The following is a 17,458-nucleotide window of genomic DNA, read 5'->3' on the forward strand; positions in this document are numbered from 1 at the left end:
TAAATCTGTACGCGCTGCGACCGATGCCGGGCCTTGCCCTGTATCGGCGTGAATATCCAGATTAGCCAAAGAGCCGAATACGCCAAATGTCCAGCTCTAAGAAGCTTATGTGCGTTTTTACGATGTTAACCGAACAGCTCAAGACAGGCCTGCCAGCCGAAGTAAAAGCCAAAAACGATGAGCGACAGCCCGGAGAGCATGGAAATGCCCGTTAAGAGGCGCGGAGTCAGCAGCCGGCGAAACCCGCTCGACATGGCCGCCATGGTCAAATCCCAAATTACCAGGCCCATTACGACTGCAGAGGTATAAAGGACGAGCTCCTTCGTGCCGTAGGTTTGAGCCGCCTTCGCCAAGATTGAGCCGTAAATCCCCAGCCAGAACATGATCGACAAAGGGTTGGAAATCGACAGGAAGAAGCCCGCGCCAAAGGATTTATATAAGGACTCCTGCCTGGCGTTCCGATATTCCGCTATCTCTCTCGCTCCCCTCAGCCCCTCCCAGCCGCTGTACAGAAGCACAAAGCTGCCGAACAGCCAAAGAAAGGTTTTAACGAAAGGAACCTGCAGGAAGTGAACCGTACCGAAATAAACAAGGCCGATAAATATAAAATCGGCGCACAAAGATCCAAGTCCCAGCACCCAGGAATTCCAAAAGCCGCCGCGAATCCCCCGGTCCATTTGTGCGGCATTGATGGGACCGATCGGCGCGGCCAGCGACAGTCCCAGCAAAATATAACTCACAAACAAGCTCATGCTTCATCCTCTCCTCCCATGGCGCAAATCTTCGCCTGAACTTGTACCATTTTATTCAGGGAGGGAGGATTGTACGACTACCTGGTCAGGTTTTATTGGAGCGAAAACCGGAAAAAGGGCAGCGTGAAGCTGATGGAACCGAATCATCCCCAAGAAAATACTGCTTCCACTCAAAATTATCTTCGTTTCCATAGCTGTTCAAATCGGGATGAATGCCAACTGCATCGTATCCTGTAATCCGCTCCCTGATTTTATGCTTGATTTGGGCTGCAGCTTCGCTGGATGCGTTAAATTCCACGAGCACCCAGCGGGGCGTAATCGCCATGATAAAATAAGGAAAATGCCGGCTTTGCCGCAGGCGATGGGCCGGAGTGGCGCAGTACACAAAATACTGCTCTTGGCCGAAGCAGTATTCCCAGAGCGGATCATAGGGATCTCCAGGGATATGCTCTGGCCAGCCCCGGTCGTCCAGCTCCCTCGCTTTGACCAGTAGCCTCCAGAAGATTTCCCTGTATTCCTCCACGCTACATCTCTGTATCAGCTCCTGCGGCGTCTCGAAAAAGAGTATCAGCGATGTGTATTTCCCGAAGCTTCGCGATTCCTCACCGAAGCTCCCCAGCAGTCCGGCCAGCTCTGCCGCAGCCTCGTCCGTGCGGGGATCGCTGGCGAATCCGTACCTGAACTGCCCCCGTTTAAAGCCGATCGTTGCCGGAATGCAAGGAAATAAATATTCCTTATCGGCCAGCTTCAACGCAAACTGCCGATAAGCATCGTATTTCCAGCCGTCTTCTTTAAGCGACAGCCCGTTCATAAGAGCCTGATCGTAAAGCATAATCCCCATCCTCCTTTGTAGTACACAGTATTGAAGGAGTCTGAGATGTGTGAATGTCCCGTCCGCATTACTTTTGTATTGACATTCGGGTAATCCAGGCATATAATTCAATAAAACCTAGCGGATAAGTATGTTTTAAACAAAGGAGAGATGAAGCAATGGCTGCTGTACAAACCTTCAAAGCAACTGCACACCTGCAAAACGGCGTACAAGTCAAGACGGCTTCCCGCCAATTCGAACTGATCATCGATGAGCCCAAGAGCTTGGGAGGAACGGATACCGGAATGAATCCGGTCGAGGCGCTGCTGGCCTCGCTCGGCGCATGCCAGGCAATTGTCGCCCGGGTATACGCCCCGAAATTCAATGTTGAGCTGGAGGATTTCCGCGTGGAAGTGGAAGGCGATATCGATTTGGACGGCTTCTTCAATCGGTCGGACGTTCGTCCGGGGTACTCCGATATAAGGTATACGTTCTATGTTAAAACCAGCTCCCCTCGTGAAAAAGTGGAGGAGTTCGTACATTTTCTGGAGAGTAAATGTCCGGTAGGCGATACGATTGCCAACCCGGTTAACCTGAAGCTCGATCGGATCGTCATCGAGAACTAGAACTGAAAGAGGTATGGCTTGTCACTGCGGGCAAGCTGTATCTTTTTTTTTATTAAGAGGATAGAGATAATAAATGGAACCCCCCCCCTTAATATGATATTTTATCTCTAGGAGGGTGAGAATAATGTTGATAGAATCGTTGACTTCGCTAAATGAACAGATTCATTTTTTAAGTCTGTTATGGCTGTTTCCTATCATTTTTATGTTTCATGATTTTGAGGAAATTCTTACGATAGAACGCTGGGTTACGCAGCATGGAGCGCGCATTCAAAGCTCCCTGCCTCCGTTTGCCCGCAAGCTGTACCAAGCTTCGTTTCAAATGAACACCTTGAATTTTGCCAAAGACGTTCTGGCCATATTCATCGTCATTGTGACCGTTACGGTGCTCGCTGTATTTTACTCCTTCTACCTGCCTTTTATCGCCGCCCTGCATTTATTCTTTCTGCATGTCTTTACCCATATCTTCCAATCCGTTTACTTCAGGCTGTACGCCCCAGGTGTCTTGACTTCTATCGTGCTTGTACTCCCTTACTCGCTCTACACTTACTACCGACTGCTTACGGATCACATCGTAGGGCCGCGTGATCTGTTATGGGGACTGATTCTTCTGCTCGTCGTCCTGCCGCCTGCGCTCCTCCTGCTGCTCCAGGGCCGTAAGCGGTATGTCACTAACACGCAGACCAAACTTTAAACATCCACCCGGTAAAAAAGGGGGCCCTGGCATTTATACCATAGGCTCCCCTATTGTTATTGTTCTTCTTTAATCTTCATTTTCAGCTGGATAACCGATATGGAGCCTTGATCGCTCTGCTCCGCCTTGACCAGCTCTCCATCGAACTTCTCTCCGTTAGCCCCATAAGCTTCTTTCGCCGCCTTCGGCATATCCTCATCCGGGACGACCTTCAAGACGATATAGAATGTATCCACTTTATCCGGCTTCTTCATTTGCAGGCTGAAGGACCCGTCCGGCATAACCCGGGCGCTTTCGCCGTACCCGAAATGCCAATGATCCGGAATGTCCACGTCAGCCTCTACCTTTACCCCTTCAAGCAGATTGCTAGTCCCCTTGATCAGATAGCGTTTGCCGTCAAACGAAATCACCGGGGTAATCCACACGGCCGGGCTGCCGTAATCCTCCGGCTTCTCTCCGGGAATTTCCGTCCTCCACTCCTGGCCTGCCTTCTCCGGATCTGCATTTACGTGAATAAAGGCTACTGCCTTCTGATATACCTGATCCGACTCTTCATACTGGTGAATATAAGGACCGGTCAGCTTGCCGCCGTCCTTGCCGTAAGCCTCCATTTCACCCGCCTGCTCCTCGGGTACGAAGCTGATCGTAATGTCCAGCGTCCCTTCCTTGATATTTGGCTGCTTGATATCGAATTTGAAGGTGCCATCGCGCCCTACTTCCGCCTCATCGTTGTATCCCCACATATTATAGCCGGCGGCGGTGAGGTCGGCTTTCATTTTTGCGCCCGGCAGCAGATTCGTCGTACCTGTAATCACAACTCTTTCGTTTTCCAGCTTGGCTGTTGCATTAATCCATACGCTTGGATCGCCTTGGTCAGCCGGAGCATCCTCGGATTTCCCGCCCGTCTCGATTTCAAAATTCACATTGGAGCCTTCTTCGTCGTGTGCCGCTGCATTGGATTCGAGCGCAGCACTGGAAGCATTGCCTTCATTCATCGCTGAAGCGGCCGGGACATTCCCAGCCTTTCCGGCGTCCCCTCCCTGTCCGCAACCGGCAACGGTCATGGCCAGAGCAGCGACGATCGAGCCGATGAACAATATCTGCCATAGACCCTTATTTTCATTCCATTTCCGCTTGTGTGTCCTTCTCTTCTTCGTCTGATTCCATGCCATCTTCGTCTTACGTTCCTTTCCCTGTTTGATCATAAATGACTATGTATAATATCCAAATTATTCATTACCCCAATTTAATATATCGAAACACATTTTAACTTTCAGTTGACATTCAGTTTACATTAAGTGAGAAATCAGGAACGGCTGCTAGGATGTATTTTAAGCTCACCAAGCGAGTGTATGAACCGGCTATGGACGAAATAGCATATTCCCCAGGAAAAGAGGTGTACAAGCATTCATGAATACGAAACTCAACTTTCGGCACGAACTCAAATTTTTAATCAACCGGCAGCAATACTTTCTTTTGCGACAGCGTCTGGTCAACCTGATGGATCATGATCGGCATACAGGCTCTAACGGGGAGTACCACATCCGCAGCCTCTATTTCGACGACATCGATAACACGGCTCTGCACGAGAAGCTGGGAGGAATCCGCCAGCGCTGCAAATACCGCATCCGCATCTACAATATGCAGGACGACGTGATCCATTTTGAGAAAAAAATAAAGCTGAACGATTACATCGCCAAGGTGAAAGAGCCAATCACCCGCGATATGTATCGCTCCATTCTTAACGGCGAATTCCAAGTCCTTCACGTCCCGGAGAAGCCGCTTCTAATGGAGCTCTACCAGCAGATGAACCACCGGCTGCTTAGGCCGAAGGTTATCGTGGATTACGTGCGCGAGCCGTTCGTATTTGCAAACGGCAATGTCCGGATTACGTTTGACAAGGAGTTAAGAACCGGGCTGCATGCGGTCGATATTTTCGATCACCAACTGCAGTCGGTATCCGCGATCGACGATAAGCTCATCATTCTGGAGGTCAAATACGATGAGTTCATCCCCGAGACGATCCGGGCCGCTCTACAGCTTGAAGGGCTTAGCCGCCAATCTGCATCGAAATACGTCATCTGCTGCAAATATCTTAAAGAAAACTCATGGGAGGATTACTAATCACTATGGAAACGGCGACAAATGCATCATCTACCACCTTTAGCGACATGATCAAGAAGTCGGTGCTAAACAATTTTACATCCGATATCAGCTTGTCCAAAATTCTTATCACACTGGGCATCGCATTTATCATTGGCTTATTTATTTTTATTCTGTACAAAAGGGTATTCAGCGGCGTGCTGTACTCGAAAAGCTTCAACGTCTCCTTGATCGGCATGACCTTGGTAACAGCGATGGTCATCATCGCGATTAATTCCAACCTGATCCTGTCCCTCGGTATGGTCGGCGCCCTATCGATCGTCCGCTTCAGAACGCCAATCAAAGATCCTACAGATCTGATCTTTCTGTTCTGGGCTGCCGCCGCAGGCATCGTCACTGGAGCGGGCTTCTACACTCTAGCAGCCATCGGCTCCGTCATTATCGGGCTGGTACTGTTTCTGTTCATTAAGAACTCCACATTGGAGACGCCTTATCTGCTTGTAATCAACTGCAGCGGCGATGAAAGCGAGCAGGCGATTCACCGGGCCATTTCCGGACTTGTCAAACGCTATAATGTGAAGCAAAAAACCGTATCTCCCGGCAACATCGAGATGACGCTGGAGGTTCGCCTCCGCGACAGCGAAGGCGTGTTCGTCAACCGGATCTCCGAGCTGGACGGAGTGAGAAATGCGGTGCTCATCAGCTACAACGGGGATTATGTATCATGACCTTTAGGCTGAAGAGCGCTCTAAAGAGCCTGTCCCTTGGATTGATGTGCTTGGGGCTCGCTGCGTGCTCCGCTGCCAATGCGCCGGCCTCCCTGTCTACCAGCAATAATGGCACGGCTGCCACCAGCGCTTATAACCCTTCTTCCGGATCGGCTGCGGCCCAATTTCTCGACGAGGTTGTTTTCCCCAAAGATAAGGTCGTCGACGTCAAAATTACGATCGATCCGGATGATTTCCAGGACATGCTGGACAATGCCAGCGCCGAGGAATACAAACCAGCCTCCGTGAACTACAACGGACAGCAGATCGACAATATCGGCATCCGTACGAAAGGCAATTTATCTCTGCGAAGCGTGGTGCAAATGAGCGATTCGGACAGGTACAGCTTCAAGTTGTCTTTTAACGAATACGTCAATCAAACCTTGGGCGGACTGGAGAAAATCAATCTGAACAACAATTACAGCGATGCCTCTTATATGCGTGAATATCTCGCTTACGAGCTGGCGGAAACGATGGGGCTGCCGACGCCGAAATATTCATTCGTCAACATTTATATTAACGGCGAGCGATGGGGCTTCTACCTGGCCGTCGAGCAGATCGGAACCGCATACTTAGAGCGCCATTTCGATAATGCTTATGGGGCCTTGTATAAAGGCGTAATGACAGGGAGCGGCAGCGATTTGATGTGGCTGGGCGATGATCCCGATTTATACACCGGTTTGGAATTGAAGTCCAAATCCCATAATGGCAATGTGCTGACCGATATGCTGGACGAGCTCAATCATGGCACCGATTACGAAAGTGTGATCTTTGTCGAGGAGGCCTTGAAGTATATCGCCTTGAACGTGGTCACGAACAATACCGACAGCTACATCGGCGGAAATAAGCAAAATTACTATTTGTACGAGGAAGACGGCGTGTTCTCCATCCTGCCTTGGGACTACAACATGGCCTTCGGCGGATTAGGCGGCATGGGACGCGGCGGCCAGCGGGGCAGCCGGGCAGCGGGGAACGCGGCGGCCGATATAACTGCCGATGCGGGCAGCATTGCTAACGACAATACAGAGAATAAAGCTGCTGCTCCCCCACAATTGCCAAACGTCGAAGTTTTGCAGACTCCTGCAAATGATCAGGATCAGAATGCAAATGCTCTGCCCGGACAATCCAGCACCGCGCTGCTCATCGACGAACCTACTCAAGGGGCATTGGCCGAGCGGCCTCTCGTCGCCAAGCTTCTTGCTGTGGATGCTTATAAAGAGAAATACCATGATATTATAAAAGAGGCGATCGAAGGTTATCTGTCGGAAGACAGCTTCTCCGCTCGCGTGGAACAATTGAAGCAAATGATCTCCGAATTCGTTGAGCAGGACCCGACGGCATTCTACACGTATGAGGAATATGAGCAAGGCGTGACGGAGTTATTGGCGACCAATGCGAAGCAGGTCGACAATATTGCCCAGCAGCTGGCCGGAACGATCCCTTCCTCTGGGGACGGATCGGGCAGCGGCGGCATGGGAGGCGGCATAGGCGGCAGACTCGGAGCTGGCGCAGTTCCTGGCATCCGCAATCATGTCGATGCTTCCGGTTCCGCAGGAGAACAAGTCGCTGCCGCAAATGAGCAAAGAGCCGCGGAATGGCCGACAGCCCAAGGCGCTAACCCAGTACAGTCAGAGCAGGAAGCACCGGCTCCACAAGACGCTAACCCAAAACAATCAGAGCAGGGGACACAGGCACAGCAAGGCTCAAACCTGACCTTCGGCAATCCGGGAGCTGCTCCGGATGGGCAAGCGCCCCTGGAGAGGGACCAAGGCGGAAGGAGCGCCCAGGACGGCATGGGTCTTACTCCCCCTCAAGGCTTCGGCAATCCCGGTGAGTTTTGGGGGGCTGGCCAGCAAAGCCGCCAGCAGCAGGACAATACGACAGAGGCCATCACGGCTGGAATATCGCTAACGGTTCTGCTCGCCGCCTGTGCATTCGTATTGTATTTCCGGCGAAAACGACTATAGCATATTAGTAACTTCGCTCAACTCCATAGCTCGCCATACAACAAAATGCCCCGGCATTATAAGATGCCCGGGGCGTTCCTCTATTTGATTTTCTATTAGCAATTGCCTGCTATTTTAAGCAGCCTCCGCACCTTCCTGCGGAGCTTCTTCCGGCGGGAACTCCTCCTCTGCCGGTTGAGAACTCTCTGCCCCTGGCGCAAGATACATTACATCCGCAGACCTTGCAGCTGCCGGAGCCCCCGTTGTAATTTGTCCGTTCCCGCTATACGTCCATGTTCCCGCTGCAAAGAAATAGTTATTCATATTGTTGCTGTCCCAATTGCCTTTGCCATCCGTAAAACAGGCCTCAAGACGGGAGGCGGTTCCGATATCTACGGTGTATTTGCTATAGCCCGCTACCTCGGAGGCTTCCATTGCTATGCCCGGAACTGGCGTCCAAGTTCCTCCTTCAGGGCGATAATGGATATACGGCGCTGTGAAGCCATGTTTATAGTAGATCGTGACCTTGTTCCCACCTGTTCCAGGATTACCCGTCCCATCCGGATTTGTGTCATGCCACTGCTGACCGTCATACCAGCCGTCTGAAGTACGGATGAATCCCGGCTGGTTCTGGCCCGGGTTCTGTTTGCCCGAATTATCTTTGAAAATGACTGTCGCGCTATCCACGCCTGCGATTCTATAGGAATACCAATCACCCGAAACCCTTGTCATTGCCGGGGATGTAGCCCATGTCGGCTCGTTTGCCTTAGGCGACGTGTTATAGTAGTACAGGGAAGGCGCGCCCCAATCCGCCGGCTTCTTGAAATAAACCGTCAACCCGGCGTCGGGATTTTTCTTCGTGAAGCTGTATTCCTGTAGGGAAGACCCGTCCCCGTTCACAGCATACAGCCGCAATGTGACCGATTCGCCGAACTCCATACCGTTTCCGATCGTAATTACCGTACCATCTGTATATGGAATGCCTTGTGAAGGGTTACTGCCATCCAGCGTGTATTTTCCGGACTCCGCTTTTTTGACATGGAGCGTAACTGTTAAGCTATCTGTATTGAAGCTTCCTCCCGCAGGCGACGCGGACACCGCAGGCAGATCCGACTCCGCCGCCCGCTCAATCAGAATCAGACCGCTTGCATGTGCAGCAAATGTAGCGAACCCGCCGGATACGACGGCTTCATTCCCCGTATAGGCATCCCGTACCGTGCTGCCGTCGGCGAACGCCGACGATACATTTACCTTCGTCGTTCCTGAAGCGCCCATCACAACAACGACTTGATCCTGAGTGCCGTTCTTCGAATACGATCGTTTGAACGTATAAGGAGCATCCGCGATTTTGGCATGGCTGCCAGCTCCGATCGCAATGTGGCGGTTTCGGAATTGCCCGACCTTCTGCCAATGCGACAGGACGTCCTGATTTAAGCTGCTCCAATTCATGGAGGAACGGGTACCTTGCTGCGGGTCCGAACCGGTATCGCCAAACGCTCTGGCCGCCTCATCCCCGTAGAACGTTTGGACTCCGCCCGGCAGCAGCAGCAGAGCACTGCCCGCCTGAATCAGCCGGCTGCGGTCATATAAACGGGTATCATGCGATGAAATGTAGCTCAGCACATTGAAATTCGGGTCGCTGTTAATCTTGGAGGCATATTCGGCATAAGTGCCCTCCAAGGCGTTCAGATTGCTGTCCTGGAAGCTGAAATTAATGACTGAATCGAAGCCATAGCTAAAGTATTCACTTTTGCCGACGCCATGCCCCCATACCTCTCCAGTCATCCAGAAGCTGTCCTTCCAATCCGCTCCCGGCTTGTTCGGGTTGTTCTGCCTCCATCTCTGCAGCGCTGCGCTGCTCTCGTTCTTCAATTGCTGCCAGCGGCTGAGCTCCACATGCTTGGCCGTATCGGCCCGGAAGCCGTCAATCCCAAACTCCTCCACCCAGGCGGCAAGCATTTTCACGATATGATCGGCTGGTGCTATACCAAGGTCCTTTCGCAAACCTGAGGCCGACGGCACAATCCAAGCATCATGCCCGGTTGTTTCCTTGGCCCATTTCGTCCTCAAAATAGGAGCAAGCCCTACGCTGCTATTCACATTTGTTCGGAAATCAGGCAGGTTCCCTACGCACTGGGTTAAATCGCTGCCGCCGCAATTCTCATACCCTGCGATGCCGGCCCGGACCCAGCTGCCCCACCAGCCCGCCCAAGCAGAAGCGTTATTATAATCGATCTGATCATGAAAGCTGTGCCAGGTTTGGCCGCTGCCTGGCGTCCAGCCGGCACCGATGCCATTTCTTGCCCCGAAGCCGTATTCCTCCATATCCTTCAGAGTAGAATAACCAGGATGATTCAGAACGACATCCAATACGACGCGAATGCCCTGCGAATGCGCCAAATCCACAAACTCCCGCATATCGCTGACCGTCCCCATATTGCGATCCATCATCGTATAATCAAGCGCATAGTAACCATGGTAGCCGTAATGGGCAAAATCCCCGCCGTTGCCTCCCCCGACCCATCCGTGCATTTGCTCATAAGGTGCAGAAATCCAAAGCACATTCGTGCCTAAATCGGTAAAATAGCCCTCCTGGAGCTTTTGTGTCAAGCCCTTCAAATCCCCTCCGTGAAACGTACCGATATTTTTCCCGGTAGCGTCCCGCTGCGGACGTCCATAGGAATTATTATTGCTCGAGTCCCCGTCCATGAACCGATCCGTCAGTACAAAGTAAACGTTTGCATTATCCCAGCTAAAAAGCCCGCTCTGCAGCTCTGCAGCATCTGCCTGAGCGGCGGCGCTTGCAGCCTCCAGCGGCACGTGCGACTCATTGGCAGCTTGGAGCTGCGGCAGCTCCGGGATATACTCGGCCTTTACCGCCGCTAAAGGATTCATAAAAAGCGAAGTTGCCACAAAAATAATGCTCAGCCATAAGGCAATAAATTTTCGAGCTGGTTTATACACGATTTCTCCTCCTTAATAATCTCATCAACTTAACTTTCAGCACCAGACTGCAGCAATTTCTTTCACCCTCTCGTGCAAATGTTTGCACAAAAGACAAAACTTCCCCATTTCAGCTCCGAAAGCCATCACTTCTTGATTGGTGCAAACGTTTGTATTTTACGCCAAAATGCATTACCTCCTTTTGCCTAACATCAACTCCATTACAAAACCCGCGTTGTAAGTGCTTTCATTAAAATCAATGCTAGTTTTGCTTGTTTTTGGTAGTTGTTGTGTTGGATTTTACCAGATCAGCTGCCTGTTTAACAACCCTTTTTAACAAAAAAATTAATATTTCAAAAATATCATTATATGGCGACTCCAAATTCAAGCTAAAAAGAGTGTCATCATGTTTAAAATCGACGGAGGTGGTTAATAGTAGACAGACAAGCTAATCCAAAGATAGAGGTGATAAGAATGGGTTTCTTATGGTCATTAATTATCGGTGGTGTGATTGGCTGGCTCGCAGGATTGATTATGGGAAGGGATGTCCCCGGGGGAGTGATCGGCAACATTATTGCCGGGTTCATCGGGGCATGGCTCGGCAGCCTTATTCTTGGCAACTGGGGGCCGGTGATTGGCAATTTCTACTTTGTACCGGCGTTGATTGGAGCGATCCTCCTCGTTTTCATCGTCAGTCTGATTATGGGCTCCATGCAGCGGAATCGCTAGTGAAACAGTTCTAAAAAAAAATAGCTCAATCCTACAAGGACGACCGGATTTTCCGGCCGTCCTTGTCTCAAAGGTCCTAGTCTGCACTCATCTTAACTGGCCTCTTCCCGATATTCAGAAGGAGTTTTCCCCGTTATTTTCTTGAACACCTGACTAAAATACCGGGGGTCCTGATAGCCGACCAGCGGGGCTACCTGATATACCTTGACGTTTGTATTCTGCAAAATAAACTTAGCCTTATCGATGCGGCACTTCGTCAAATATTCCAGGAAGGTATACCCGGTCTCCTGCTTGAATAGCATGCAGAAATGACTAATGCTCAGCTCGGCCACTTCGCAGACCTCTTCAATGCTTAAATCTTTATGATAATTGTTAGTTATATACGAGGTCGCCTTGGCAATAACGGCCTGAACATCCCCGCGCGAATCATTGTCCTTGCCGTGCAAAATCCACTCGCCGAAGCAGTTCTTCAAGACAGCCATCATCTCGCTGAGCGTTGGTACAGCGTGAATCTCCTGCAGTAACCCTTCCAACGACCACTCCAGCGTCAGGTTCATCGCTTCGAATTGCCGGTACATCACGATTGTCAGCTCAACGATCATGCGCTCTGCCTGACCCTTCGTTAATGCCTGATCCTCGAATTCACCTTTTATCTTATCAAAAAGCAGCTGCATCCCCTGGCGGTCTAGCTTACGGACGCATTCCAGCAGCGATTCTTCAAGCTTCTTCGGATACTTTACTTCAGATGCAATGGCTGTCTCGTCGCTGACCGAGTAGACGTATACTCCCTCTTCCCCGGAATAGAAGCGCTGGTACAAGGCCTTGGCCGCCATCTGATAGGCTTCGTTCAAGTGATTAATGCCAATCAGGCTTGGACTGAAGCCCGTAGAACAGGACAGCTTCGTATTCACTTTGATTTGGCGGATCAAATCATGGCCTAAGCTTGTTTTTTGCTCACTGAGCTTATTGGGGAACAAGATAACCCATTCACCGCTATGAAAAGGAAATGCCGCGAGTCCTCCCTGATTCAGCGACCATTCGCTAACGATGTTGCGGATCGCGAACAGCCAAAGGGATTTCTCTTCGCTGCTCCACTGCTCATTAAGCTTCACATAATGATCCAACTGAACGACGGCCATGAAATACCCCTGTTCAAGCTCGCTGTTCTCCAGCCAGCGCATATGCTGCAGCGGACTTTGATTCCCTTCGATCAACTCGGCAAACAGCCTCTCCCTAGCAAGCAAAGATAACACCTGAACCGAATGGAGGAGCTTGTCGTTTTCTTGCTGCTTGTTAAGATGCTTCTTGGCCCGCATAATCATTTCAATCAATTCATCATGATCGATCGGCTTCAGCAAGTAGTCAAAAGCCCCTTCGCGCAGCGCCTCCCTTGCATACTCAAATTCACCGTAACCGCTGATGAAGATGAACAATCTCTGCGGATTCTCGGCCAATACCTCCTTCATCAGAGCGATTCCGTCTTTCCCGGGCATGCGGATGTCGCTAATAATCATATGCGGCGCTGTCTCGCGCACCAGTTGAAGAGCCTGCTCCCCGTTCCTTGCCTCCCCGGCAATTTCCAAGCGAAGTTCTTCCCAAGGTATGGCCGCCTTCAAACTGCGCAGAATAATAGGCTCATCATCAACCAGAATCACCTTGTACTTCTCTTCCGTCGACCCCATTCGTGGCACCTCCTGAATTCTTAAAGGGTAAAGAACTTCTTCGCTGGTTCCAATAAAACGTAGAGCTATGCTGCAATTCCTCCAATGCTTCCTTCGCGTCCAACTGGCTGCCAATCATTTCCTTTACGCCCTTCAGGAAGGACCTTTTGACTTCTGGCGACAAAATATTATCATACGGTACGAAACTTTGCGTACTCTGCTCCATCAAGGTAATGACCTGTGCAAAAACCGGACCTGTCTTCTCGGGATCAAAGCTCAGCTTGATCGACGGCAGACGCAGCCCCTCATACACGATACGGCTCTGTATTTCCTTTGTATAGAAGCCCTCCAGCAAATCTAGCGCTGCTTCCTTCTTCGCATCGTCCAAATTGGAAGACAGCCCGATGCCGATTGTATACCCGCCTGCGACCGATCTCATTGCTCCAAGCCGCATCCCTGGGAATGGGATAACCCCAACCTCTTCTTGAAAGCTTAATGCAGAGTCGTCCATCACGCCGCTGCGGCGAAACAGATTGATATCCCAGTTCCCGTTCAAATACATGGCAGCCCGGCCTGTTGTAAACTGGGCGATCGCCTCTTCGGTGGTATAGCCGTTAGCCGAGGAAGAAAAAGCTCCTGCCTCGACCCAATCGACCAGATGGTCATAGGCCTGCAAATATTTATCGTTCCGAAAATCATAGCCCTCTTCGCCCTGCGACAGCGCCTGAATCAGTTCAGGCCCTGCGTAGCGATCCATAAGGTAATGGGCGAATATCGCCGCTGGCCAGCGGTCTTCATTGCCTAGCGCAAACGGAATATAGCCGTTATCCCTCAGCACCTGGATGACATGGTCCAATTCGGACAGTGTGCTTGGAGCGTCAAGATCAAGCAACTCGAAAATCGTCTTATTATAATACAAAGGCTCCGCATTGCCTTCAATCGGCAGCCCGTAAACGCGGCCATCGAAGGTCCACAACTGCAGATCGCGAAACTGTCCCTGAAGTCCCCGATCCTGTACAAACTGGCTCAAATCCATCAACCGGTTCGCCCGGACGTACGGTTCGATTTCAGCCCCACCGAACAAGACGAACATATCCGGAGGAGTCCCCGTGACCATTTCGCTCTTCAACTGCTGTTCGCGATGCGTAGTCTGATCCATCCCTTCGAAATTCACCTTAACATTTGGGTGGTGCTTCTGATAGTCCGCCACTACGTCCTCAAAAATGCTCAGCATCGGCCGGTCATGCTCCTTCGTCCAGAAGTGGCGAAAGGTAAGCGTAATCTTATCGCTCTGATTCTCCTCAATCGGATCGCGATTACCCGCCGTAATCAGGAGAACCGATACGGCGAGAACGATAACATACAGCAGCATCCAGCCCCAATTTAACAGCCATTTCATCATGATCCCCCCTGTTTACCTATCATTATTTTATGAAACAATCTTAGGTATCCGGATTCGAATCGTAGATCCGAATCCCGAGGAAGAACATATCATGATGCCGTAATGCCCGCCAAACCGGATGCGCAGGCGTTCATGCACATTTTTAAGGCCTACACCGTTATCCCGGTATTTTTTCAGCTTGCCCCAATCCTTGCTCCACATCTTCTGCAGCGTATCCGGATTAAATCCAAGTCCGTTATCCATAACATAGATGAAAATATCACTACCCTGCTCCTCCGCCCGGATCGTGATCAATCCGCTGCCCTCCATCGGCTCGATTGCATGGTATAGCGCGTTCTCGACAATAGGCTGCACGATTAGCTTTTGCGTTTTATAGTATTTCAACTCATCCGATAGTTGCATGTCATAAGCAAACTTATCTTCAAAGCGAAATTTTTGAATATCCATATAATGCCGGACATGCTCCATTTCCATCTGCAGTGGAATCAGCTCCTGATTCTCACTGATGCTGATCCGCAGCAGCTTGCCGAGAGAAACAACCATTTTGCTGATGCTCTTGTTCCCCTGCAGTACAGCCATGGAATTGATAGATTCCAGGGAGTTGTAAATGAAATGCGGGTTGATCTGCGCAACTAATGCCTGCAGCTCTGCTTCTTTCTTGCGGTTCTGCTCCGTCCCGACCTGCTCAATCAGCTCGTCAATCTGCGTGCTCATCCGATTAAAGCCATCCACCAGCAAATCACGCTCGTCATCCGCGGGAAGTCCAGCCGTAATCGGCACGAAAATCCCTTGCTGCACTCGCTTCATACCGTTAACGACGCTAATGATGCTGCTAACCAGCCTGCGCACAAAAAAACGGTCAAACAAAAACGCCGATACCAAAGATACCAGGACGAGAATCACGGCGATATTGCGGATCGACATAGACTCCGAGGCTATGAGCTTAAACGGTGTAATCGCTACCAAAACCCAGTCTTTATTATGAGAGGGCAGATAGGTAATCAGCGATTTCTCTCCAAGATACTTATCCACATAATAACCTTTGCTGTTAGAATAGCCATCCGAAAGGAAAGGAAATGAAGTCTGTTCCCCGATATGCTCACCAGACTTATCAAATACGATATTCCCCTGCGTATTCACCAGCAGTATATCTCCTTGCTTCAACGTTGCTGCTTCCCAGAACACCTGATCCAGAATGTCCGGTTTGATATATATCACGAGTGCCCCAATGTCCTCTAGTGAATAATAATCTTTAATTAATCTGGCTTGGATGAGTACCGGTTTCCCCGTTGGGACCGAACCGTTCTCCCCAGGTCCAATCCACACCGGTCTTCCTTCGGCCAATTTCATCTTCTCGTACCAGCCCTGTTGACCCAGCTCCTGAAATGCCATGGATTCATTAGAACTATAGAGCAATTGGTGTTCGGTATACAATGCGAACGAAGTAATCATCGGATGATTGAATAGCTTGCTTATCTCTTGCTTGTTCTCGTAGCTTACTCCTGCCCCCGGCACCTTCAGCGTTTGCTGAATCACATCTTGAGTTATTGCCGAATTCGAAATGGTCGTTATTTCATTCAGCGCAAATTTCAGCTTCCGGTCGCTCTCCAGCAAAGAAATCCAATAGAAATGACTGGACTTCTTCTCCATAGCATTCGCGAAGCTGTAGTACGACACACCGCCCATCAGTATAACCGGAATGAACACGAGAAGTATAATGGCCAGCAAGATTTTTCGACGGAGCTTCATGTGCTTTTGTGGCCTCCTCCAACATCTTCTAACTGTATTATTCTTCATCGTATTCAATATTCCTTGCTAGCTTTTGATCGCCTCTGAAGTAAGTCCCGTAATAATCCAATCTAACAGCAAAAATACGACTTGAAGCGTAAGCGGCTTGTGATAAAAATCGACGACATCATTATTCTGAAATCGAAATCTTACGCCCACCATCCCGAGTTGAAGGCCATGCTATTCAGCCCGATGCAGTTTAACATCCGTTAACCACTTTGTTGTTGCGAACATTACGCTGAAAAAAAGCGCTACGGCGACACAGAAGTATGACCCCTTTCTAAATGTATAGGCTTACATCGTTAGTCTATCGAATTCAGGAATCGATTTTGAGGTAGCAATATTGCGATTTATGGTTGATATTCTTCTGATTTGCATAGAATAAAGTTACACATACTGCATACGATACACCTTGTTACAGCATTATTCAGCTAAAGACGGCATTAAGTAAAGGTTGTCTTTTTGTTGTCTCTAATTCTGCTGATCTTTTACGGACCTTAGTTCCGCTATTTCGCAAAAATGCTGCTTTTTCTGGACCGAACGGACACAAGGGATCCTATTGATGTAAAATCCATGGTTCCGACGAGCACTTCCACTGAATAGCGCCTTCTGTGTCCGTTGGCATGCCGACTTTTCATAAAAACAACAAATAGCGGATCTCTTGTCCGTAAGAACGTGCGTTTGATGCCATGCAAACAACACTTGAAAGAAAACAAAGAAGCACTGCCGATTCAAAGATCAGCAGTGCTTCTTCCGTTGCTTGGCGACGTCCTACTCTCCCAGGACCCTGCGGTCCAAGTACCATCGGCGCTGGAGGGCTTAACGGTCGTGTTCGAGATGGGTACGTGTGGAACCCCTCCGCCATTGCCACCAAACGTGCTCAGATGACTTGATCACCTGAAAACTGGATACGAAACTTCATTTGCGTGTTAGCCCTTACTTGGTTCACCGGGGCCCCCGAAAAGTATTCGGTATACTCTTCGAAGCCTCCGCTTCACTTTTTGGGGTAAAATTTGGATAAGCCCTCGACCGATTAGTACCTGTCAGCTCCATACATTGCTGCACTTCCACCTCAGGCCTATCAACCTCGTCGTCTTCAAGGGGTCTTACTAAATTGGGAAATCTCATCTTGAGGAGGGCTTCACGCTTAGATGCTTTCAGCGTTTATCCCATCCGCACGTAGCTACCCAGCTATGCTCCTGGCGGAACAACTGGTGCACCAGCGGTGCGTCCATCCCG

At 50.1% G+C, this 17,458-nt stretch carries 14 protein-coding genes and 2 rRNA genes; 6 read left to right on the forward strand and 10 right to left on the reverse strand.

Annotation, left to right across the window (positions count from 1 at the left end; all coding sequences use genetic code 11):
* Window positions 1-125: 125 nt before the first annotated feature.
* Together GNP95_RS06315 and GNP95_RS06320 are read right to left on the reverse strand one after the other, a co-directional pair.
* Window positions 126-752, reverse strand: a complete 627-nt coding sequence (locus GNP95_RS06315; protein WP_155609940.1) for a LysE family transporter — start codon at window positions 750-752, stop codon at window positions 126-128.
* Between the two features lie 85 nt (window positions 753-837).
* The gene (locus GNP95_RS06320; protein ID WP_155609941.1) at window positions 838-1,584 is read right to left on the reverse strand and encodes a YqcI/YcgG family protein; all 747 of its coding nucleotides are present in this window, start codon (window positions 1,582-1,584) and stop codon (window positions 838-840) included.
* 158 nt (window positions 1,585-1,742) lie between these two features.
* Here GNP95_RS06320 and GNP95_RS06325 point away from each other — a divergent pair, with 158 nt between their 5' ends.
* A complete protein-coding gene (locus GNP95_RS06325) occupies window positions 1,743-2,189 on the forward strand; it encodes an OsmC family protein (RefSeq protein ID WP_155609942.1) in 447 nt (148 codons plus the stop codon).
* A 124-nt stretch (window positions 2,190-2,313) separates the two neighbouring features.
* Window positions 2,314-2,880, forward strand: a complete 567-nt coding sequence (locus tag GNP95_RS06330; protein ID WP_155609943.1) for an HXXEE domain-containing protein — start codon at window positions 2,314-2,316, stop codon at window positions 2,878-2,880.
* A gap of 56 nt (window positions 2,881-2,936) precedes the next feature.
* Here the strand turns inward: GNP95_RS06330 and GNP95_RS06335 are convergent, their stop codons facing one another.
* Complete coding sequence (locus tag GNP95_RS06335; protein WP_155609944.1) at window positions 2,937-4,085, reverse strand: hypothetical protein; 1,149 nt, start codon at window positions 4,083-4,085, stop codon at window positions 2,937-2,939.
* 205 nt (window positions 4,086-4,290) lie between these two features.
* On the opposite strand from GNP95_RS06335, the gene GNP95_RS06340 reads away from it, so the two are divergent.
* From GNP95_RS06340 to GNP95_RS06350, 3 genes are read left to right on the forward strand one after another with little or no spacing between them, the layout of a single operon-like run.
* Window positions 4,291-5,004 carry a polyphosphate polymerase domain-containing protein gene (locus GNP95_RS06340; RefSeq protein ID WP_155609945.1) on the forward strand — a complete coding sequence of 238 codons (714 nt, stop codon included), beginning with the start codon at window positions 4,291-4,293 and terminating at the stop codon, window positions 5,002-5,004.
* A gap of 5 nt (window positions 5,005-5,009) precedes the next feature.
* The gene (locus GNP95_RS06345) at window positions 5,010-5,711 is read left to right on the forward strand and encodes a DUF4956 domain-containing protein (RefSeq protein ID WP_155609946.1); all 702 of its coding nucleotides are present in this window, start codon (window positions 5,010-5,012) and stop codon (window positions 5,709-5,711) included.
* The gene (locus GNP95_RS06350) at window positions 5,708-7,717 is read left to right on the forward strand and encodes a CotH kinase family protein (protein ID WP_155609947.1); all 2,010 of its coding nucleotides are present in this window, start codon (window positions 5,708-5,710) and stop codon (window positions 7,715-7,717) included. The genes GNP95_RS06345 and GNP95_RS06350 overlap by 4 nt, the downstream gene beginning before the upstream one ends.
* Before the next feature lie 114 nt (window positions 7,718-7,831).
* On the opposite strand, the gene GNP95_RS06355 is transcribed toward GNP95_RS06350, so the two are convergent.
* Complete coding sequence (locus tag GNP95_RS06355; RefSeq protein ID WP_330163276.1) at window positions 7,832-10,660, reverse strand: carbohydrate binding domain-containing protein; 2,829 nt, start codon at window positions 10,658-10,660, stop codon at window positions 7,832-7,834.
* A 453-nt stretch (window positions 10,661-11,113) separates the two neighbouring features.
* Here GNP95_RS06355 and GNP95_RS06360 point away from each other — a divergent pair, with 453 nt between their 5' ends.
* The gene (locus GNP95_RS06360; RefSeq protein ID WP_155609948.1) at window positions 11,114-11,368 is read left to right on the forward strand and encodes a GlsB/YeaQ/YmgE family stress response membrane protein; all 255 of its coding nucleotides are present in this window, start codon (window positions 11,114-11,116) and stop codon (window positions 11,366-11,368) included.
* A gap of 92 nt (window positions 11,369-11,460) precedes the next feature.
* On the opposite strand, the gene GNP95_RS06365 is transcribed toward GNP95_RS06360, so the two are convergent.
* The 6 genes from GNP95_RS06365 to GNP95_RS06385 all read right to left on the reverse strand — a co-directional run.
* Complete coding sequence (locus GNP95_RS06365) at window positions 11,461-13,050, reverse strand: response regulator transcription factor (RefSeq protein WP_155609949.1); 1,590 nt, start codon at window positions 13,048-13,050, stop codon at window positions 11,461-11,463.
* Entirely contained in the window at window positions 13,010-14,428 is a 1,419-nt protein-coding gene (locus GNP95_RS06370; RefSeq protein WP_155609950.1) for an ABC transporter substrate-binding protein, read from the reverse strand. Before GNP95_RS06370 ends, GNP95_RS06365 begins: the two co-directional genes overlap by 41 nt.
* 30 nt (window positions 14,429-14,458) lie before the next feature.
* Window positions 14,459-16,180: a cache domain-containing sensor histidine kinase gene (locus GNP95_RS06375; RefSeq protein WP_155609951.1), complete on the reverse strand. Its 1,722-nt coding sequence runs from the start codon at window positions 16,178-16,180 to the stop codon at window positions 14,459-14,461.
* Window positions 16,181-16,246: 66 nt separating this feature from the next.
* Window positions 16,247-16,381 carry a hypothetical protein gene (locus GNP95_RS26410; RefSeq protein WP_269058936.1) on the reverse strand — a complete coding sequence of 45 codons (135 nt, stop codon included), beginning with the start codon at window positions 16,379-16,381 and terminating at the stop codon, window positions 16,247-16,249.
* Window positions 16,382-16,977: 596 nt separating this feature from the next.
* A 5S ribosomal RNA gene (gene rrf / locus GNP95_RS06380) occupies window positions 16,978-17,094 on the reverse strand.
* 138 nt (window positions 17,095-17,232) lie between these two features.
* Window positions 17,233-17,458 (reverse strand): 23S ribosomal RNA (locus GNP95_RS06385); the annotation flags it as partial.

The sequence above is a fragment of the Paenibacillus woosongensis genome (genome assembly GCF_009725165.1).
Taxonomy (GTDB): domain Bacteria; phylum Bacillota; class Bacilli; order Paenibacillales; family Paenibacillaceae; genus Fontibacillus; species Fontibacillus woosongensis.